The organism is Schaalia sp. JY-X169, from assembly GCF_014069575.1.
Lineage (GTDB): Bacteria > Actinomycetota > Actinomycetes > Actinomycetales > Actinomycetaceae > Scrofimicrobium.
In genome coordinates this window covers 1,670,242-1,690,240 of the sequence record NZ_CP059675.1, presented here as the reverse complement: position 1 = coordinate 1,690,240, position 19,999 = coordinate 1,670,242, and the positions used below count along the sequence as shown (strand labels likewise).

Sequence of the window (19,999 nt, the reverse complement as noted above, 5' to 3'; positions counted from 1 at the left end):
CCGTGCTTTCTGAGCGCATCGCCAGGTGCTTCCGTCGCTCTGTAAAGTGGTGGGTATCAACCTTGAAAGGGAGCGTCATGTTGCGACATGTTGTTATGTGGAAGATCTCAGGCGAACTGATCGGTTCGGGTTTGCGGCGTGAGGATGTTGCGCAGACACTTTCCGATGCACTAGCGGACCTGGTTGGGGTGGTGCCGGGGATCATCTCGCTGACAGTGGGCCCAAACTGCGTCAACGCTGAGGGCAACTGGGACTTCGGCTTGGTCGTTGACTTTGAAACTGAAGAGGACATGCAGGCATACGCTGTCCATCCCGCCCACCTGGAAGTCGTCAGGCAGATGCGCGCGGTTGTTTCTGAACGTGCGGCGGTTGATTTCTGGATGTGATCTACTTTGTGACCGACCCGGCGATTTCTGGTGCAAGACTTCGGTCCCATTGCCGGTATGATGGTCGTCGGCAGTCGTGAGAGTGCCGCAGGTTCTGGCCCAGGTCGGGACCGAAAATAGTTCGGGGCGTGGCGCAGCTTGGTAGCGCACCTGTTTTGGGAACAGGGGGTCGCAGGTTCAAATCCTGTCGCCCCGACCATCAACCCCTCTGATCTGCAAGAATGCGGGTCAGAGGGGTTGCTCTTTACGGAGCGGGTCTGGCCATAGCGAGCCGACTAGGCTTGCATAACGGTGTGATTGTGGGCAATCTGGGCCTAGTCGGCTCCGTATGCCCCAATGGGCTCCGTATGTCCGATCCGACTCCATCGCGGGGCGTGCCGTCTTCATAGTGACGCTGGTTCTGATCCTTCCGGGCAGCAAGTTTCTGGTTCTCTGGCTCACGAAGCTGGTGTTTGGCAGCTCGGTAATGCTGGGAGGGTTCTTGGCCGTGACCGGGTTGGTGGTCACGCTGATGGCTGCGCGCGGCCTCGTTCGCTGGGGGCTTGAACGATTGGCTCGGTAAGAGGCCCAGGCGACTTGGGTGGGGGTTCTTTGGTCTCGACAAGAAACATGGCTGCGAGAACGAGCGCACCGCCCAGCAGGAGGCGCGTGGTTAGTGCCTCGCCACCAAACGCGATGGCAAACCCTGCAGCAAAAACGGGTTCGGTGGTCATGACGATTGCTGCTGTTGTTGTATCCAACCGCGACTGAGCCCATGTCTGTAGCAACAGTGCGCCAAGTCCCGCAATCACCGCCATATAGAGAAAGCTGCTCCACGCGCCAACTGTCTGTGGCATGGCGATACCGCCGGGCAGTGCTGCGGCACCCAGAATGGCTCCCGCGCAAACAATCTGCAGCAGCCCTAGTGTGAGGGGATCACTGTGGCGGGCCCACCGCCCGAGGAAGACGATGTGCAAGGCGTAGAAAAACGCTCCGCCAAGCGTCAGGGCCTCGCCGAACCCAAGCGATACGCCCGGGCCCACAAATGGGACCCCCGTGATGCTTAGGAAACCCAGACCTACCGTTGCAACGGCAACCGCAATCCACACCCTCCCGCTGATGTGGACTCTGAACATTGCGGCCAGGAGGAGTGGAGTGAAGACCACGTACATTCCCGTAACAAACCCCGATATCGATGCATCGGTGTACTGCAATCCAACCGTCTGGAGCAGCTGGCCGCTGGAGTAGAGAAGACCGAGGACGCCGCCGCGCAGCCAATCCTGCCGACTCGCACGTCGCAATCTTGAGAACTGGAAGAGGACAACTATCGCAGCGGCCAGGCCAAAGCGCGCCCCAAGAAAGTCCAACGGAGGCATCTGCTGGACCAGGTCCTTGAGAAGGAAGAAGGTTGAACCCCACACCGCCGTGACTGCGAGCAAGGCGAAGGTAGGCAATGCTGAACTGCGGAGAGACACAGAATCATGCTAGACGCGGGTCAAGTGTGGCGCGTATCGTCCTCATCCAGTGGATCGCCCTCGTGAAAGCCTGCGAAGATGAAGGTTACGCAATCTAGTTTCTGGAGGATCGCTTTGAGTACTGAGCCTAAGAAGAACTCGGTTCCCCGATTTGTTGTTCCGCTGTTGGTTCTGACTGTCGCGGTACTGTTGCTCGTTATCGCATGGCTTATGCAAGGCAGCTCCATAGGGAAGGCTCCTGCAGCGGGGGGTGCCGTTGCGCCACAGTCCGAGGTCGTCTTGGCAGAGACCACCGAAGCAGACCCTCAAGCAACCGCGGATGAGGGCGCCCAAGAGGCCCAAGATCTGACACTGCTTGAAACGCGCGACCCAGACGACCCGCTTGCGGTTGGTGCTGTTGACGCGCCGATTGGCATGGTCGTTTTCTCTGACTACCAGTGTCCCTACTGCGGGCGTTGGAACAACGACACGCTGCCGACGATGTTGGAGTATGTGGATCAGGGGCTGCTTCGTATTGAGTGGCGTGACGCAGTCATCTTTGGGGCCTCGTCCGAGGCCGCCGCGCGCGCAGCCTACGCAGCTGCTCTGCAGGGCCACTTCCTCGAGTACAACGACGCGCTCTTTCCCGGGGGAGACAAACTCCCGGAGAGCAGCCTGACAGATGAGGCTCTGATCGAGTTGGCTGGCGACCTCGGCCTTGACACCACCCGGTTCGCGGCAGACCTGACATCCCCGGAAACCGCTGCGGTCGTAGCGGAACACGCCGCAATGGCAACCGGGGTGGGGGTCACCTCAACTCCGACCTTTACTCTGGGAGGGGTTCCGATAGTGGGGGCCCAACCAACCGAGGTATTTACGTCCACGTTCGAGGACGTCTTAGCGACGAAGCAGGGCTAGACCTGTGGATATCGGGTTGGTTACTGCCTTCTTGGGTGGTGCACTTGCAATCCTCAGTCCCTGTGGGGCACTGCTGTTGCCGGCATTCTTTGCCTCGACGGTAGGAGCTGGCCCGCGGTTGGCACTGCATGGGGCAGTGTTTTACGCCGGGTTGCTCGTAATCCTGGTGCCCCTTGGCATTGGCGCGGGAGCGCTGGGGAGCCTTTTCGTTACCCATCGCACCGCGGTGATTGCCGTGGCCTCTGCAATCATGATCATTTTCGGTGTGCTGCAGATCTTCGGGTTCGGGTTTGACGCGTCGCGTCTGTTGCCGGGCAGCAAAGAGTTGGACCGCCGTGCCACGAACAGCGCCGGCCTGGTCAAATCGTTCCTCCTCGGGATGGCAAGCGGTGTGGCTGGCTTCTGTGCGGGACCGATACTGGGGGCAGTTCTTACGATGGCCGCGGCCCAGGGGAGCATGGTGACCGCTGGCATCTTGCTCGCCATGTACGGTGCTGGAATGGTTGTGCCGTTGCTGGTCATTGCCGCCCTGTGGGACAAGATGAGTGCCCGCACTAAGGGATTGCTGAGAGGAAGGACATTCACGTTCCTCGGTCGCGAGTTCCACACCACCTCAGTCTTCGCTGGCCTGCTGATCGCAGCTGTGGGTGTTCTCTTCTGGGTCACCAACGGCCTGGTGAGCATGCCGTCATTGCTGCCGACCAGTGTCTCCGCCTGGCTGCAGGGGCAGAGCTCCCTGCTCGCCAACATCTGGGTTGATATGGGAGCAATCGTCGTGGTGGCACTGGTCATCCTGGCGATCTGGTGGAGGAAGACCTCGCCGAAGAACTAGCGCCCCGCGAAATCGCTTAACTCTGCCAGCTTTGGCCCTGATAACAGTGTTTTGTGTCGGAGTTAAGCGATTTCGCGGGGCGGGTCCTACCTAGATGTAGAGGCTCTCACCGTTGCTGCCAATGACTTCCTTGTACCAGTTGAAGGACTTCTTCTTGTAGCGCTCCAAGGTCCCGGAGCCGTCATCGTTGCGATCAACGTAGATGAAGCCGTAACGCTTGCTCATCTCAGCGGTGGAGGCACTGACTAGGTCAATGCAGCCCCAACTGGTGTAGCCGAGGACGTCAACCCCGTCCTTGATCGCTTCACCAACCTGGACTAGATGCTGACGAAGATAGTCGATGCGGTAATCATCAACGACAGTCTTCTCACCATCAACTTCGACGAGGACGTCCTTGGCGCCGAGCCCGTTCTCAACAATGAACAGCGGCTTCTGCCAACGCTCCCAGAAGTCGTTGAGGACGATACGCAGGCCAACTGGATCGATCTGCCAGCCCCACTCGCTTGCCTCCAGCGTTGGGTTGGGAACACCACCCAGGAGGTTACCGATGCCCTTGTTCACACTGGGATCTGCCGTTGCACACACGCTCATGTAGTAGCTAAACGACACGAAGTCGACAGTGTTCTTGAGGAGTTCTGTGTCCTCCGGGGTGATCTCGAGAGTGATACCACGTTCGCGCAGGGTGCGCAGGAAGTATCCCGGGTAGGCGCCACGCACGTGGATGTCCCCGAAGACATAGTTGCCGTGTTCGGCTTCCATCGCAGCGAAGACATCCGCAGGAGCCGGTGTTAGTGGATAGGTCGGCATCGCAAGGATCATGCACCCGATCTGGATTCCCGGGACCATCTCATGACCAATCTTGGTGGCCAGTGCCGATGCCACCAGTTCATGATGCATCGCCTGGTAGAGAGCACTTTCATCCAGCTCGTCCTTGGGGGTAGCGATGCCACCACTCATGAACGGAGCATGGGTGAGTGAGTTGATCTCATTGAAGGTCAGCCAGTACTTGACCCTCTTTCCGTATCTCTCGAACAAGACGCGCACGTAGCGTTCATAGAACCCGATCAGCTCTCGATTAGTCCAACCGTCGTACTTCTCCGCAAGGTGCAGCGGGGTCTCGTAGTGAGAGATGGTGACCAGGGGCTCAATGTCATGCTTCTCGAGTTCGTCCAGGAGACGGTCGTAGAAGGCGAGGCCCTCTTCATTTGGCTCTTCTTCGTCCCCATTTGGGAAGATCCGCGACCAGGCGATCGAGAAGCGGTAGACACCGAAGCCCATCTCAGCGAACAGCTCAACGTCCTCGGCGTAGCGGTGGTAGTGATCGATGCCGACTAACTTCAGGTTGTCAGGGGTAGGCACGTCGGTGCGTGGTTTACCGATTCCGCCGTGGGGGAGCACATCCTGGACGGACAGGCCCTTGCCATCTTCGTTATAGGCTCCCTCGAGCTGGTTGGCAGCAGTGGCGCCACCCCACAGGAATGTTGTCGGAAATGGTGTCGTCATATCTTTCTCCTATGGTGGTTAGTTGGCTGCTACTGCGGGTTGGACGGCCTCTGCGTAGAACAGTGGGTCGCCGTGGTTGATTGGTCCGGTCGCCGGTTCGCCGACGATCACGTGTTTTGCCGAGTTCGTGATGATAACCGGCGTGACCATGCTGTACCCGGCAGCCCTGATGGCTTCGATGTCGAATTCGACGAGGACGTCACCCGCGGCAACTTCCTGGCCACGCTTGACCTTGAGGTCAAAGTGCTGGCCTTTCAGCTCCACCGTGTCGAGGCCGATGTGCAACAGCAGCTCGGTGCCGTCTGCTGCGCGCAACCCGATCGCGTGAGCGGTGGGGAAGGCAACGATGACGGTGGCGTCAAACGGTGCGAAAAGAACTCCAGTGCGTGGGTCAATGCCAACACCTTGGCCCATGGCGCCGCCAGCAAATGCCGCGTCAGGAATGTCAGCAAGTGGCATAACGGTGCCGTCGAGAGGGGAGAGGACGCTCAGATCCTTGCCTTCGGCGGGGGCTTCCGCATCTTCTGCTGGGTCTTTGAACCCGACGAGGACGGTGAGGAGGAAGGCAATCAGGATGGCGGATACAATGCCGATCAGTGTCATTGCGATGTTTCCATGGCCCAAAAGTGCGGGTATTGCCAAGCCAGACGGAAGCACAAATGCGTTCGATGCGCCCCCACCGATGGCGATGATGGCACCACCGACTGCTCCACCAACTAGGGCGAAGGCAAAGGGTCTCTTGAGGGGCAGCGTTACGCCATAGATGCCGGGCTCTGTAATACCCGCAAGGAAGCCTGACAGGGTTGCGGGTGCCGCAAGTTCACGTAGCTTCTTGTTCTTTGTTCGCACCCAAACACCTGCGATGGCGCCTGCCATGGCCAGGACGGCTGCGAACAGCGGAGCAAGAATCGTGATGATGCCGGTCTCCTGCAGCTCCAGACTAAAGAAGGGGATAAAGCCCCAGTGCAAGCCGAAGATAACGAACACCTGCCATAGGCCACCCAGAAGAGCCCCGCCCAGCCATGGAACTACTGCGAACACCCAGCCAATACCATCCGCGATGGCGCCAGAAAGGAAGGAAGACACCGGGCCAATGGCCAGGAATGTCAGAGGAACAAGGACGAGGAGAATGATCATTGGGGTCGTGAAGCGCCGTATTGCGGCGGGGAGCCACTTGTAGAGGTACTTTTCCATCCAGGACTGGAGCCAAACCATAATGATGATTGGAATGACCGAGGATACGTATGACACCATGACCATAGGAATGCCAAAGAAAGTCAGGCCTTCGACGCCATTGAGCTCAATGATGCTGGGATAGACCAGTGCTCCGGCCATAGCAAGTGCCGTGAACTGGTTGGCATTGAAGTACCTTGCGGCTGTTATCGCTAGACCCATCGGCAAGAAGTAGATGAACGAATCAGAGAGCGCGTAAAGGACAGTGTACGTCGAACTTTCAGTGTCGATCCAGCCGAACTGGGCAGAAGCAGCAATGAACGCCTTCAGCAATCCGGTGCCAGCCAGCGCCCAGATCAGCGGCGTGAAGATGGCGGAGATCATCTTGATGAAGCGGTTGAGGAGGTTGCCCTTAGGCGCGTCCTCGGCTGGCTCAGAAGCGTCTCCGCTTCCCCCGAATTTGGAGATTGTCCCCATGGCCGCAAAGACCTCGGGCACCTCGTTGCCTACAACAACCTGGAACTGACCGCCACCAACGGCGGTTGTGATGACGCCCGGAACCGCGCGCACCTTAGTTGCATCGGCCTTGTCTTGGTCTTTGAGCACGAAGCGCAGGCGCGTCGCGCAATGCGTCAGCGCTTGAACGTTGGCCTCACCGCCCACGCTTTCCAGAATGCCAGCCGCTGTCTTCTTGTAGTCCACTGTGTTTCACCTTTCCGCCGCGTCAATGCGACGAGTTGTCGGGCCCCAAGGAGGCGTTTCAGGCGACAAAAAAACCTGAACCGGCAACAGCCATGGATGGCTGATGGGTTCAGGTTTTGCCCGCTGCTCTGGTAACAATCCTTGAAGAACTGTTTATCTCAACCAAGACTGGTTGGACTCACACGAAGAATCTAACACAGCAACAGCGTACCGTATCGGGTGAACTGTGCCACGGTTATTCGGTCGTGGTTGAGAGGCGTTCGATGTGGACGATCAGGTAGAGCAGCTCCTCATCGGTTAGCTCTACCTCCCACTTGGATGCCACCATTCCCTTCACTTCTAGCGCGAGGGCGTGCGACCCAGGATAGGAATTACTGGCGACCTCGTACATCGCCGAGTGGTTGCCGCGCAGCATTGTTCCCTCGAGGACCCGTTGGATGAGGAACTTGATGTGCAGAACAAACCGGGCGTAGTCCATGGAGGAATGGTCAAGGCCAGGTGAGCCGCGGTCAGTCAGGGACTCTTCAATCGTGGACACAACCTGGTGGACGCGTGAGAACAGGAGCGCACTGTTGCGACCCGGCTCATCTCGCGTGGCGTTGAGAATGTGCATGGTGAGGAAGACGCCCTCGTCCTCGGGTAGCTCCCTGCCGAGTACTTGGGAGACGGCCTGAATCATCGCCACACCTGCCCGTGACTCTTCCGGGTGAATAACCCGCAGCTCGGGCATCGCCGATGTGGATATGGTCAGCCCTTTATCCATGCGTTCGAGGAGGTACTGGAGGTGGTCTATGACGGCAAGGGTGATCGATCGACCGAGACTGCGACCCATGCACTTCTCTGCGGCGCCAACCCCAGCCGTTGCCGCAGAGAGGACTTCATAGGGTGCATCCTGGAGGAGGAGGCGTTGAGACTCACCCTTCTCACCGCGTTCCAGCACAAATGTTTTCTCTACCTTGTCGACATCAACCAAATCCTTGGGACGTACTTTGAACCCCAGGCCGCGCCCCATGAGAACCCTCTCGACGCCGGAATCGTCAAGGATTACGACAACGTTGTTGTTGAGAACCTGGTGCACGGCGGGCGCCAGGGAGCAGAGGTTTAGCCCCTGAGTGTCAGCGGGTGGTTCATGCAAGGTCACCGATTCAGTATAGGTACGCTAGGTATGCCCAGAGCCCTCCCGAGATTTCTAAGTATTTCAAGACGGTGTTAGATAGGATGATCGCTGGCAAACGGAGGGAAAATGGAACCAAGACACGCTCGAAACCAACGTCCGTCCCCTGGAAGAACCATGACCGCGAGGTTCGCGATGGTTGCGAGCGTCGTTCTGATTATTGTCCTCGCGGTTGTGCTTGCGGTCCTGAAGCCCTGGGAACAGCCGATCCTGGTGGTTGAAGGCAGCGAGCCCGAACAATCACAGCAAGAAGCGCAACCGGCCCCTCAGAGCGAGGCCCAGGAGCCGGCGCCGCTCGAGCCATTGGACTTCACGATCTCTGCGGGTGGTGACATGTTGATCCACATGCCGGTGGCGGATTCGGCATGGAATGGGGAAAGTTGGGACTTCAGCCGACTGATGGAGCCTGTTGCGCCCTTCATTGCAGGTTCAGATATTGCGCTGTGCAACATGGAGACGGCCATGGTTCCACGCGACCAGGCACCCTCGGGCTACCCAATCTTTGGGACGCCACGTGATCTAGCGGACTCCATGGCGGCGACCGGGTGGGACGGCTGCTCGACCTCGTCCAACCATTCTCTGGACCAAGGCTTCGCAGGGGTTGTGAACACAATTGACTTCCTGGAGGCGGCTGGACTCGGACACGTCGGGACAGCACGAACAGCAGAGGAAGCACAGCAGCCACAGTTGTACACCATCGAAGGTAACGGGCAGAAGGTCACCGTCGCCCACATTGCGGCTGCTCACAATACGAACGGTCTTCCGATCCCCGAAGAGGCTCCATGGGCGATCCAAATGATCGACATCCCAGTTATCGAGGAGCGCGCGCGACAGGCCCGCGCAGATGGGGCCGATATCGTCGTTGCCACACTGCATTGTTGCGAGGCGGAGTACAACACCGCTGCCGAGCCATTTCAAGAGGAGACAGCGGCGGCGTTGGCAGCATCCGGCCTCGTCGACATCTATGTCGCTCACCATGCTCACGTGCCTCGTCCCATGGCGCTGCTCGAGGGTGGTCCCAACGGAAACGGGATGTGGGTGGCATACGGAATGGGTAACTTCATCTCCAACCAAACTCGGGACGCCACGGGCTCAACCGAGTCGTCGACCGGCATGTTCGGTATCTTTCATGGAGTCAAGGACGAAGGCGAGCCTGCGCGGGTCGTCTCTGCGGAGTGGTTGGCAGTCACGGTCGATGCAGGCCACGTGGTGCGGCCGCTGATCGGCGGGCTAGCGGAAGGGGCGGTCTTGCCCGCGGATGAGATGGCGTACCGGTACTCGCTGATGCAGCAGATTCTTGAAGGAGGCCCTGCCACCGAAGTTGCTGCTCCGCCCTCGAATGAGGGACACACCACCACCGTGATTCAGCGCAGTTCGTGACTAACTTGAGAGGGCGTCAAGCAGCGCTTCACCAACCGTCTTGGAAGCACCATAGGTCGACAGCTGGGGGAACGGTGGATTGCGATCACCAGGCCACCCCATTTCCACCAGCAGAATCTGCGTGCCACTATCGGACCAGCGCCGAAGTGCTTCACCAACTTCAGGATCACGGTGTAGCAGACGGCCAACGACTACTAGCGGCAACTTGGTCGGGGCATCATCAGGGAGAGCCGCGGGACTGAGGAGAATCGGCTCAGCAAAACGCGCCCGAACAGCGTCGTTGGCAGCCTCTGAAGTCGGAGAGAATGGGCCCCAGGGAACGTGGCCGACAGCCATTGACACTTGGGTTTCAACTCGCGCAACCACGAAGTCGGGGTGCACCTTTAACCATTCGCGAGCTTCTTCGAGTCCCGCGAATGCCGTTGACACAACTCCCGGTGGCGGAAGAGGTGGTTGCGGGCCAGGATTCTCTTTGCCGTCGATAGCGAACGAATGGCCGAGTTTGCCAACCCGCAGCGAGGCACTCCCCAGCCTGTCCCGCTGGAGCCGACCGTCCTCAACTGAGCCGATGATTGACTCAACACACTGCTCCAACAGGTCTGGGGAGCAGTGCGGGCCGAGGCAGAGGAGGTCGCAGCCGGCGACCAGTGCGCGGACCGATCCAGCGGGTATTCCGCCCTCGTCACCGGCACCCTGCATATCCAGGGCATCACTGATTACCACGCCCTCGAACCCGATTTGCTCCCGGAGCAGCTCCTGGAGGATCTTGCGCGAATAGGTGGCAGCCACACTCGGATCAAGGGTTGGCACGCAGATGTGAGACGTCATCACCGCGGCAACTCCGCCATTCGCAACCGCTTGGAAGGGAATGAGTTCCCGGCTCTGAAGCGTTCTCATAGAAACGTCAAGACGGGGGAGACCGAGATGAGAGTCCACCGAGGTGTCCCCGTGTCCCGGGAAGTGTTTCGCGCAGGCTGCCACGCCCTGACTCTGCAGACCCTGCACCCACGCCACCGCGTGACGGGCAACCAGATCGGGGTCCGCCCCGAAAGAACGGGTGCCGATGACCGGATTGTCCGAGTTCGAGTTGACATCGACATCAGGGGCTAAAGCCAGATTGATGCCAAGCTTGCGCAGTGACCAACCGACATGGGCCGCAGTATTGCGCGTTACGTCCTCGTCATCAAGACGTCCGAGGACGGCATTGCCCGGATATGGCGATCCTTCACGGTAGTGGATGCGGGTGACATCGCCACCCTCTTCATCGATCGCTATGACCACATCCGGTCGGATATTCCGGATCTCAGTGACGAACTCCGCCAACTGGTCGGGCGAGACCACGTTCTCCCCGTAGAGGCAGATTGACGCCAGTCCCTGTTCGAAGTAGCGCCCCAGCCAGTTGGGAACCACCGTTCCTGGTAGACCGGGCATGAGGACCGACAGGGCCAGACGGCGTAGTTCGCGATCCTCGGCCGCCGCCGTACTCATCCCTTCACGGCGCCAGAGACGAGGCCGGAAGTCATGCGACCTTGGACCAACAGGAAGAAGATGATCACGGGCACCGCGACCAGCGTGCTTGCCGCCATAACCTCACCCCAGTCGGTCTGTCGCGATGCCGAGGACGTCAGGAAGCCACGCAGCCACAGGGGAAGGGTCGCCATCGACTCCTTCTGCATGATGATGAGGGCGACGGTGAACTCATTCCAGGCCTGCAGGAAAGCGTAGACGCCCGATGCGACGAGGCCGGGAGCGAGAAGAGGGAAGGTAATGCGCAGGAATGCTTGCGTTCGGCTCAGACCGTCAACCATGGCCGCTTCCTCAAGGTCAACAGGAATACCAGCCACGAAGCCGCGCAGCATCCAGATGGTAAATGGAATGACCGCGGCCGTGTAGATGAGCGACAGCCCGAGAATCGAGTTCAGGCCGATCACGGGGCTGACGTTCTCACCCAGCGACTTCACCAGGCGGTACTGGGCGATAAAGAGGCCTTCGGCGGGGAGCATCTGAATCAGCAGTACCGCGAGGATGAACGATTTACGTCCTCGGAATCTAAAGCGACTGATGGCAAGAGCCGCAAGAAAAGCAAAGATAAGGCAAACGGTGACAGTCACGAGGGCGACGGCGACTGAAATGCCTAGCGCCTGCTGAAAGGATCCCCTCGAGAGGACCGAGACAAAATTCTTCCACGAGCCGCCGAACGGGGTCAGGGTTGGAACGGTGCGCTCCAAGACAACTGCGGGGAGGAAGGCGGAATTCACCATCCAGTAGACCGGAAAAACCCACACCAAAGCGACCAGTATGCCAAGAATCCCCCACAGTACTTTGGCGGGTTTGACACGACGATTGCGGCGCGGGCTGGCGGTGACGGTCGTGGTGGTCATGCGTCGGACTCCTCTTTCATCAGGTAACGGACGTAACCCCAACTGAGCAGCACGGTGAGGCCGAGGACGAAGATCGACACGGCGCTTGCGGTCCCGAAGTCCCCGCGGCCTACGCCGAGTTGGTAGATGTAGGTGCCGAGCAGATTGGTTTCCGAGGGATTGGAACCTTGGCCCTGCAGCATGTAAATCTGCGTGAACACGCGCAGATCCCAGATGATCTGTAGCAGGAAGACGATGCCGAGGACAGGTTTGATCATCGGCATGATGATGCTCCACATTTGCTGGAGTGGTGAGGCACCATCCATCGCGGCGGCTTCCAACACCTCGTTGGGCACCTGGGTGAGGCCGGCATAGACGGAGAAGGCAACGAAGGGGACGCTCATCCAGATCACGATGATGCCTGCAACCATGAAGAAGGAGAGCGGATTTTCTAGCCAGTTGTGTCCCGAGGTTCCAAGAACCCAGTTCACTAGGCCGCGCCTCCAGTCGAAGAGCCATGACCAAATAGTCATAGCCGCCACAACCGGCATGGCCCAGGCGAGGAGCAGGGAAATCTGAATACAGAGGCGCACCCACTTGGGAGCCGACCGCATCAACAGGGCGATGAGGACCCCGACAAACATGGTGGCTGCTGCAACGATGAGGCAGAAGGCAACAGACCGTCCCACTACAACCCACATGTAGGAGTCGGTAAACAGATCAACGTAGTTCTGGAGGCCAACGAACTCTGGTGGCTGTCCAAAGACCTGGGCACGTCCATACTTCTGCAAGGACGTGACAAACTGCCACACCAGTGGATAACCCAGGGCCAACAGGATGACCAGTATCGCCGGCGTGATCAGCAGGTAGGGTCCGAGCTTGAGCCGTTGGAGCAGGGGGGTGCGCCGTTGCTCCTGGCCTGTGGTTGACTGTGCGGTCATCTTCTTCTCTTCGTCTGTTTCACTTTGGTCGACGGGAGTGGTGGGGCGACGCGAGGCTGCTCGTCACCCCACCGGCGCACTACTCGTTGAGAAGGGCGTCAAGCTTCTCGTTGTATTCGAGGGCGAGGGCGTTCAGGTCCTCTGCATCGCGAATCTTTGAGAAGAACTCCTCCATCACGTTGGCTGACTCAACTGCTGCCCAACCCGGGGCTGCGGGGGTGAGCTTCGAGTTGGAAGCCGAGGCGATGAGGGCCTGGGCGAACTGGTCGTCACCGAGGGAATCAACGAACTTGCTGTTGCCAGGGCCGAGGCCGTTCTGGCCCAGCATGGTCTGGTACTCCTCAGAGAAGATGATCTTCATGAGTTCTTTAGCAAGTTCTGGCTCCTGAGTTTGAGCCGAAATGCCAATGTTGGAACCACCCGCGAAAACCGGGGCAGGTTTGCCATCGTTGCCCGGTAGAACGAAGGTGCCAAAGACGTCGTCGTTCCATTCGCGAACCATTTCGCCCTCGTCATTTTCGACGAGGTCGCCGATGGACCAGTGTGCCCATCCCGGAGCCATGATCGTTGCTGCTGCGACAGTGATGGTGTCGGTGGTATTGCCGTCGCCATCCTTGACCTCATCAGTGTCATTGATGAACTGGTACTGGTTGGCATCCTTCATGTCGTTGGGTGCTCGCGACGCATTGCGGTAGAGGTCCTGGAGCTGCTCCAAGCCCTTCAGTGTTTCAGGGCTGTCCAGCGTTGCCTTCCACGTTCCGCCCTCGTCCACTGCAATGTTGCCGTCATTAGCAAAGATCCAGGAGATCCCGTCACGCCAGTCCTGGCCGCCCAGGAAGAATCCTGAGAAATCAGTGATGTTGTTCGGGTTCGCCTCTGTGATGGCAACTACCGCCTTGTTGAACTCGTCAAGTGTTGTTGGCACCTCCTGGCCTGCGGCTGCCCAGATGTCCTTGCGGTAGAACATGTAGCGCGAACCGAAGTAGTAGGGGAGTGTGAAGTTCTGGTCGCCGACCTTGCCGACATCGACGAAGGACTGGAGAAGGTCGGAGCCACCGAGCTCCTCATACATATCGGTGATGTCTAGGAACGCACCGACATTGGTAAAAGTTGGCGACTGTGTGTTGCCGATTTCGGTGACGTCCGGAGTGTTGGCCGGGTCGGGCATGGCTGCCGTCAACTTGGTGATGATGTCACCCCAGCCCTGCTCCTCGATGGTCAGCGTTGCTCCAGTGGCAGTGTTGAACTCACTCTTGAGGTAGTCCCGCAGCTCATCGGGAGTGTCCCCGCCGATCAGCCACAGGGTGATTTCCTTCCCGGCGCTATCGGAGCTTTCGCTGCCAGAATCCGTACTGCTCGACGGGGTTTCTGCGGGGGTCCCCCCACAGGCTGCTAGCGCGGTCATGGCGGCGACACCCGCAGCCACTAGACCTAGGGCCCTGCGTTTCATTGTGCTTCCTTTCAGTGTTGCAATCTCTGTGCATCTAGCGGTTGTTGTGGTTTTCGAGGAATCGGTTGAGGGCCAGCCATGCACACCCCAGCAGCACCACGTCGGTGCCAAGTTGGGAGGGGGCGACCTGGAGACCTTCGTTCGAGAAGCTCATGGTTCGTGCTCGAAGGCTCTGGTTGGTGGCTTCTATAAAGGGGCCGGTGACTATGTCATCTGGCCCGTTGAGGACCACCGTGGTCAGGTTCAGCATGGCGACTATTGGGGCGAGGGCGACTGCGAGGTGTTCGCCCGCAGCTGTGAAGACCGCGTCTGCGTCCTCGGACTCACCGAGGCGGTGGTCGAGGGCGGGAAGGGAAATCCATTCCTCCAGTGAGGTGTCACCAGGGCCGACTGTGAGACGCCCAATCTCGCCCGAGGCGAAACTCTGGCCCCGCAGAAGCCCGCCGTCGAGGACGAGGCCGGCCCCAATGCCCGACCAAACCGAGACGAACAGCAGGTCTTCGTTATCTTGCCGCGCCGCGCTTTCCGCGATGGTTGCGGCATTTGCGTCATTCTCAACGATGGTGGGGATGCCCGTGCGTTCTTCAATGAGGGAGGCCAGTGGAATGTCGGTCCAACCCAGGCTCATCGATGTGCGCACCATCCCGTCGGCGCTAACCACGCCGGGGCTGCCAACCCCGAGTCCAATCACCGGCAGAGTTGAGGCTTTCACCAGTTCTGTGGCCAGATCGAGGGCGGCCTCAAGGGCGTCGGTGCCACGCTTGCCAACCCGGGAAACGGAAATGCGCTTGAGCTCTGTAAAGTTGAGGTCGAAGAGCGCGGCTTTGAAGGTGTTGCCGTCTGAGAGGTCGAGGCAGCCGACAGCGAATGCGTCTTTGACGAGGTCGAGGAGGACCGCGGGCTTGCCTGGGCGGAGGTATTGGTCCGCGCCGACCTCCTGGACGAGGCCGTCGCCCATCAGCCGCGCTACCAGGTCTGAGATCGTCACCTTGGTGAGGTGGGTGGCGCGGGCTAGGTCTGCCCGGCTGAGGGGACCATCGGCGTAAATGGTTTGCAGAACAAGCGCGAGGTTGCGGGTTCTGGCCTCGGCTGGGAGGGACTTGGTCTTGCCAGTGGAGAAGGAAACGCGCCAGGAGTCGGGAAGGACCCGGGGGGACTGCGCTGTTGCCATGGCATCGGTTGCGACTTGCGGGGATGCCCCCTCGTTGTCGCCAGTTGCGACCTGCGGGGATGTTCCCTTGGCGCTGGCCGCTGAGGGCTCGTATGTGCTTCGCTGCATATAGTTAGTAAAGTTTACTAACTAAAGAAATGCAAGAGATGTGGGTGCAGATTTTTGGGCTGTGACCGAACTGTTACCTTGAGCCGTGAAGCAGGCTGTATGAACATGAAGTGGAGCGGGTGACGAGAATCGAACTCGCACCATCTGCTTGCAGATCGACTCGATTTCAACCATAAGCGTGTGGAAGCACAGTTAGGCATAAACAACGTTTACCAGGGATAACGGCACGGTCGCTATATCCGACGATAGGCACGGTTCGCCACGCTTTACCATTGAAAGCGTGTGGAAAGCGTGTGGAAGGTGCGACCAAGAAGTAGGCGAAACTAGAAGAAACAGGGTGGACAAGACAAGCAGTGAGTGTCGTGTCACTACGGACGCAAGGCTGTCGCCGATTATTTCCACAAACGCGCTGGTGGGAGTCAACGCGCAACAGAGCAAAGCACTGCGCAACATTGCGGACTAGCGACGAAGGCCGAAATGTCCTAGTACTAGCCGGTACCCATGCGTAGACTGCTGTCAACGAGAGCAAAAGGAGGCGCAATGACTGTCACTCAGAACACCCAAAATGGGGCTCAGAACGAATCCAAGCTCTTCGCTGCTGCGCGACTGATCCAGGAGCTAGACCCCTCTGCTCAAATTATGAAGATGCAGAAGCTGCTCTACTACGTGCAGGGATGGTCGCTGGCGCTGACCGGCGATCCCATGATTGAGTCCTCACCACAAGCATACAAAGATGGCCCGGTGTATCCGGCTGTGCGCGAGGATATGAAGTACTGCGGGAACCGGAAGATTTCTAACGCAAAAACAGGTGTACTGAGCGATCAAGACGTCGAAATCATCACTACCGTCGTCGACCGCTTCCGCCGAAAAGGCGGCAAGGAGTTGGCAGACGCAACTCATTTGGAATCGCCGTGGCTTGAGGCACGCGGGGATTTGGCCGTCGGGGCTCACTGCTCGAGAGAGATGTCTTTGCAAAGCATGATGCGTTACTTCTTGTCGGTTCCTTCAGCTGAAGCTATCCGGATCAAGGCTTCAGTAGTGGCTCCAAAACGAGAGCCTGGTGCTGATTTTTTCCGACGCGAGTCCGCGAAATGGAGTGATCTTCTCGAGCGTCTAGGGGCTTGAGTCGATCGGTGTTTCGCTTCAGTGCAGACAAGCTTGCCCAAACGGCAACGGAATTCAACCAGCAGTTATGCTCCTTGACCGGCGAACCTCATTTCGTCAGAGAACCTGGGCTCCTGCTGGGAGCGGTGGGTCGCCCCTTAGAGACTTGGGGTGGAGACCTGCTGTATGGCTCTGTGACACTCCGCGCGGCGGTCCTCACCAGTGGCATAGCAGGTTCTCATCCCTTTGCTCAGGGAAATAAACGAACAGCTTGGATGATGGGGCTTTTCTTCATCCAAGGTTACGAGTGGGATCTCGAGAACATTGGTCCGGACGAGTCAGAACGGCAGGTACTGTCACTTATCGATCACAGTCTCTCCGAAGAAGGCTACTCTGCTTGGCTCGCTTCTCACCTCGTGAAGCTCAAGTAACTGGTCTCATCACAGTTGTGCCCGCCTAACCAGAGCGGCTAGGCGGGCACAACAACGAAACAGTCATGTTTACTCTAGTGCGGCTTCTTGGCGGGCGTAGTGAGCCGCTACTGCGTGATCCATGCCGGTGCCATGCTTGGCGACGTCGACAATAGCCTGGGCGAGCTCGTCACTGACCTGAGTTGCTTGCACTGTGACGGCGATAGTGACTGCCCCAAGATCCGCTAGGGACTTCCACAGCGCGTTGGTTGCTTTGGCCTCTGAGAGCTCCTGGGTTGCTGCGAAGATCCCCGCGTTGTCAATGCCGACGTTGCCCGCTGCTCTGTCAATCGCGGCGGTGAGTTTGCTTAGCTCTTCGTTCAGGATCGCTGTCTCTGCGTCCCTGTCCGGGATGCCTAGATGCCCGCTCTCCAGAGCTTTCAACCGCGCTTGGATTGCTGGCGGTGCGAACACCTGCAAGGCTCCCAGGGCTTCTGGTGTGGTTGCTGCGGCTGCGAGCTGGGTGTAGGTCATGCCGGTGTCTTTGAGCGGTTGCATAGCGGCCCAGGCCATTTGCACGCGCGCGGGGTCGGCTTGCAGGATCCCGTCAATCTTGGCGCGCTCACGATCGTAACGGGTCTGGGTAGTCGAGAGGTAGTGGCTGGTCTCTGAGTTCTCGCTGGCGAGTGCTCGAGCCTGGTCGCGGTACTTCGCGTACTGGGATTCCCGATACTCTGCTGAAGCATTCGGGTCGACTCTGGCGGCCTGGGCTTTCTCTGTGAGCGCCTTGTATGTCTCGAGGTCTCGAAGTGTCGAGCTGATCGCTGTTGGTGCTGTGATAGTCATAGTGCTTCTTTCTCCTGATTGGTTGGTTACTTCCGGACCCGGGACTGCACCGCTGTGGCGAGCTCGGGGCTTACTGCACGGATCTTGGCGTGCCTCCCTGGGGTGAGGGTGCCTGTGGCCTCTGGACGGGCCGCTACGGTCACGAAGTCCACCCACATGGCATTGATTACCTCCAGGGCCGCCTTGTCGCCCTCTGGGGCTGCTGCGTGGTCTCTGATGGATAGCTGGGCTTTTGTGACTGCGTAGTGCTGAGCGTCGCTGTTGCGGGCACGCTCGAGCAGGTCGATGTACTCGGCTACGTTGTTGATGGTGTTGCTGATGATTGTCATGATGGTTTCTTCTCCTGTGGTTGGTTGTTTATCGAGGGGCTTTGCTTATGGGGCGCTGGTTGATCTGTAGGCCTGTTGGGTCTAGGACAGCTTCAGCGGAGTTTTTGAAGAATGCGAGGATTGCGGACTGCGGAGCTCGCGTCTCCCAAAGACTGGCCCCAACCCTCCAGTGGGTCGCGTACTGAGTGGCAACAATTAGGCGCGGTGTCCAAGAGAGTCCCGACCGCTCGCTGTCTCTCGCACCGCGGTAGAGGATGCTTTTCTTTTGGCCGCGGCGAGCTGTTCGGTTATCTTCCATCGGGACGATGGTCCGGTCCTCCTTCACTACGAAACGTCCCACTGACCGAAATATCGGGATCCAGAACTCTGGCGGCCTTTGGATACTGCGAACTGGATAAGCTTCGGCAAGCCCTAATCGGCGGTCTTTGATCGATAGATGTTCATGGATCTCAGCGAAAAGTACAGGCCAGTGGTAGCGGGGCGTCTGTGCGGCCAGTGGCGCCCATTGGATCCGCTGGCCGGACGCGATGTAATCGTTCGCCGTGGCTATGGTCTCGAGAACTTGGCGCGCTCGAGCTGCCTTTAGATCTCTGTTGAGTATCCGGGCAAAAGGTACCAGTGCATGCGCTTCTTGATGCCTCAGATAGCTAACGTCGAGGCGGTGATCGCCAAACCTAAGACGATCCAGACTATTGGCATCTTTGACGATCAAGTAGTTGCGGACATCCGCGTCAGTACCGCCGTTAGCACGTATGGCGCGGATTCCTTCGGCATCATCGATGGAGTGGTAGCGGATGATCTGGGCTGCTTTGGCATTGTAGGGGGTTACGAATCCTTGTGCGCAGAACTCTTGGTATCGGGTGGCGCCCAGGGCTCCGTGTCTAATGGCGACGGCTTGCCCCTGCAATCCGATGTCGTGGAACACCGCTGCCTGCGCGATTGTCTCAAGTTCGCTCTCTTCAATTGCCAGCGCTTCGGCTAGCTTAAGTGCCAGTATCAGGACGTTCACAGCATGGTCGGCCCCATGCTGTGTGCTTTCCCCGGCTCTCCAGGGATCTGCTTCCTGGAGTACGCGCGCCCAGTGAGTGATGAGTTGCTCAATCGCGCTCATGCTTGCCGACTCCGGCGTAGTAGCGGGTGTTTGCTTTGCCGGTAAGCCTCCGCCGATTTTCGGGGCAATTCCTTCTGGCGGGCTAGGATCGGCCGGCAGTCCGGGCAGATGTGTTGGTTCACCTGGTCGATGATCCAGGCGGCCTGGTCTTCTGGGGTGCTCGAGTTCGTGCAGTCGGCACGTGCACAGTGGAGCGGGGTCACTGGTCTACCTCCCCGGCTTCAGCGGCCAGTAGGCGGGCCTTCTTCGCTGGATCCTCAAACAGGGCCTTGGAGCGTCTGCCGCGTTGCATGGTCATGGTTGCCCGCTGCACCTCTGCGTACAAATCGAAGTCCCGCTTCATCAGAACGTTGAGCGTCTGCGGGCTCGGATACCCGGCCCAACAAATGTCACGCCAAAGCCGTTTGACTGCTCGCATATCCCAGCGTTCACTTTGAGGCTCCGGCCAACGTTGCCGTCGCTGCTTCCATAAGAGCCTGGCAATCTGGTCGTGAGCCTGTTCGCGTGTCTCCCGCCCTGCTTCCACGGTTTCCTTGGGCGTGCCACTGGGAATAATGATGCTCTGAAGTAGTCGTTGGTACTCCGACCAGGCAGCAAGAGCCTTCCTGATTGTCGGGGACTGACTCATGAGCTCACCTCACTGCGGCGCCTCGCGCGCGCGTTTTTAG

19 protein-coding genes and 1 tRNA gene are annotated in these 19,999 nt (G+C 58.8%); 7 read left to right on the top strand and 13 right to left on the bottom strand.

Going from position 1 to position 19,999, the window contains the following annotated elements; translation table 11 throughout:
* Positions 1-77: 77 nt before the first annotated feature.
* Positions 78-386 carry a Dabb family protein gene (locus H2O65_RS07490; protein ID WP_182141120.1) on the top strand — a complete coding sequence of 103 codons (309 nt, stop codon included), beginning with the start codon at positions 78-80 and terminating at the stop codon, positions 384-386.
* Between the two features lie 122 nt (positions 387-508).
* Positions 509-585: transfer RNA gene (locus H2O65_RS07485), tRNA-Pro, on the top strand.
* A 304-nt stretch (positions 586-889) separates the two neighbouring features.
* Here H2O65_RS07485 and H2O65_RS07480 read toward each other — a convergent pair.
* Positions 890-1,840 carry a DMT family transporter gene (locus tag H2O65_RS07480; RefSeq protein ID WP_182141119.1) on the bottom strand — a complete coding sequence of 317 codons (951 nt, stop codon included), beginning with the start codon at positions 1,838-1,840 and terminating at the stop codon, positions 890-892.
* 114 nt (positions 1,841-1,954) lie between these two features.
* Between H2O65_RS07480 and H2O65_RS07475 the strand changes: the two genes are divergently transcribed.
* Together H2O65_RS07475 and H2O65_RS07470 are read left to right on the top strand one after the other, a co-directional pair.
* Positions 1,955-2,737, top strand: a complete 783-nt coding sequence (locus H2O65_RS07475) for a DsbA family protein (protein WP_220458726.1) — start codon at positions 1,955-1,957, stop codon at positions 2,735-2,737.
* A 4-nt stretch (positions 2,738-2,741) separates the two neighbouring features.
* Entirely contained in the window at positions 2,742-3,569 is an 828-nt protein-coding gene (locus tag H2O65_RS07470; RefSeq protein ID WP_182141117.1) for a cytochrome c biogenesis CcdA family protein, read from the top strand.
* A 90-nt stretch (positions 3,570-3,659) separates the two neighbouring features.
* Here the strand turns inward: H2O65_RS07470 and H2O65_RS07465 are convergent, their stop codons facing one another.
* From H2O65_RS07465 to H2O65_RS07455, 3 genes are all read right to left on the bottom strand, one after another.
* Complete coding sequence (locus H2O65_RS07465; protein ID WP_182141116.1) at positions 3,660-5,072, bottom strand: glycoside hydrolase family 1 protein; 1,413 nt, start codon at positions 5,070-5,072, stop codon at positions 3,660-3,662.
* Positions 5,073-5,090: 18 nt separating this feature from the next.
* Positions 5,091-6,947 carry a beta-glucoside-specific PTS transporter subunit IIABC gene (locus H2O65_RS07460; RefSeq protein ID WP_182141115.1) on the bottom strand — a complete coding sequence of 619 codons (1,857 nt, stop codon included), beginning with the start codon at positions 6,945-6,947 and terminating at the stop codon, positions 5,091-5,093.
* Between the two features lie 235 nt (positions 6,948-7,182).
* Positions 7,183-8,088 (bottom strand): PRD domain-containing protein, encoded by a 906-nt coding sequence (locus H2O65_RS07455; protein ID WP_220458725.1) that lies wholly within the window; start codon positions 8,086-8,088, stop codon positions 7,183-7,185.
* Between the two features lie 150 nt (positions 8,089-8,238).
* On the opposite strand from H2O65_RS07455, the gene H2O65_RS07450 reads away from it, so the two are divergent.
* Complete coding sequence (locus tag H2O65_RS07450; RefSeq protein ID WP_182141114.1) at positions 8,239-9,501, top strand: CapA family protein; 1,263 nt, start codon at positions 8,239-8,241, stop codon at positions 9,499-9,501.
* Here the strand turns inward: H2O65_RS07450 and H2O65_RS07445 are convergent, their stop codons facing one another.
* From H2O65_RS07445 to H2O65_RS07425, 5 genes are all read right to left on the bottom strand, one after another.
* The gene (locus H2O65_RS07445; RefSeq protein ID WP_182141113.1) at positions 9,502-10,989 is read right to left on the bottom strand and encodes a glycoside hydrolase family 3 protein; all 1,488 of its coding nucleotides are present in this window, start codon (positions 10,987-10,989) and stop codon (positions 9,502-9,504) included.
* Positions 10,986-11,882: a carbohydrate ABC transporter permease gene (locus H2O65_RS07440; protein ID WP_182141112.1), complete on the bottom strand. Its 897-nt coding sequence runs from the start codon at positions 11,880-11,882 to the stop codon at positions 10,986-10,988. The genes H2O65_RS07445 and H2O65_RS07440 overlap by 4 nt, the downstream gene beginning before the upstream one ends.
* Complete coding sequence (locus H2O65_RS07435) at positions 11,879-12,802, bottom strand: carbohydrate ABC transporter permease (RefSeq protein WP_182141111.1); 924 nt, start codon at positions 12,800-12,802, stop codon at positions 11,879-11,881. Before H2O65_RS07435 ends, H2O65_RS07440 begins: the two co-directional genes overlap by 4 nt.
* Positions 12,803-12,881: 79 nt before the next feature.
* Positions 12,882-14,252, bottom strand: coding sequence for an extracellular solute-binding protein (locus tag H2O65_RS07430; protein ID WP_182141110.1), 1,371 nt, complete (start codon positions 14,250-14,252; stop codon positions 12,882-12,884).
* Positions 14,253-14,286: 34 nt separating this feature from the next.
* On the bottom strand, positions 14,287-15,531 hold the full coding sequence (locus H2O65_RS07425) for an ROK family transcriptional regulator (protein WP_182141109.1): 1,245 nt from the start codon (positions 15,529-15,531) through the stop codon (positions 14,287-14,289).
* 540 nt (positions 15,532-16,071) lie between these two features.
* On the opposite strand from H2O65_RS07425, the gene H2O65_RS07420 reads away from it, so the two are divergent.
* The gene (locus tag H2O65_RS07420) at positions 16,072-16,656 is read left to right on the top strand and encodes a Panacea domain-containing protein (protein ID WP_182141108.1); all 585 of its coding nucleotides are present in this window, start codon (positions 16,072-16,074) and stop codon (positions 16,654-16,656) included.
* Between the two features lie 8 nt (positions 16,657-16,664).
* A complete protein-coding gene (locus H2O65_RS07415) occupies positions 16,665-17,066 on the top strand; it encodes a type II toxin-antitoxin system death-on-curing family toxin (RefSeq protein WP_398396004.1) in 402 nt (133 codons plus the stop codon).
* Positions 17,067-17,135: 69 nt separating this feature from the next.
* On the opposite strand, the gene H2O65_RS07410 is transcribed toward H2O65_RS07415, so the two are convergent.
* From H2O65_RS07410 to H2O65_RS07395, 4 genes are all read right to left on the bottom strand, one after another.
* Positions 17,136-17,891 carry a hypothetical protein gene (locus H2O65_RS07410; RefSeq protein WP_182141106.1) on the bottom strand — a complete coding sequence of 252 codons (756 nt, stop codon included), beginning with the start codon at positions 17,889-17,891 and terminating at the stop codon, positions 17,136-17,138.
* Positions 17,892-17,917: 26 nt separating this feature from the next.
* Positions 17,918-18,220, bottom strand: a complete 303-nt coding sequence (locus tag H2O65_RS07405) for a hypothetical protein (RefSeq protein ID WP_182141105.1) — start codon at positions 18,218-18,220, stop codon at positions 17,918-17,920.
* A 28-nt stretch (positions 18,221-18,248) separates the two neighbouring features.
* Positions 18,249-19,331: an HD domain-containing protein gene (locus tag H2O65_RS07400; RefSeq protein WP_182141104.1), complete on the bottom strand. Its 1,083-nt coding sequence runs from the start codon at positions 19,329-19,331 to the stop codon at positions 18,249-18,251.
* A gap of 199 nt (positions 19,332-19,530) precedes the next feature.
* Positions 19,531-19,959, bottom strand: coding sequence for a hypothetical protein (locus tag H2O65_RS07395; RefSeq protein ID WP_182141103.1), 429 nt, complete (start codon positions 19,957-19,959; stop codon positions 19,531-19,533).
* Positions 19,960-19,999 lie beyond the last annotated feature (40 nt).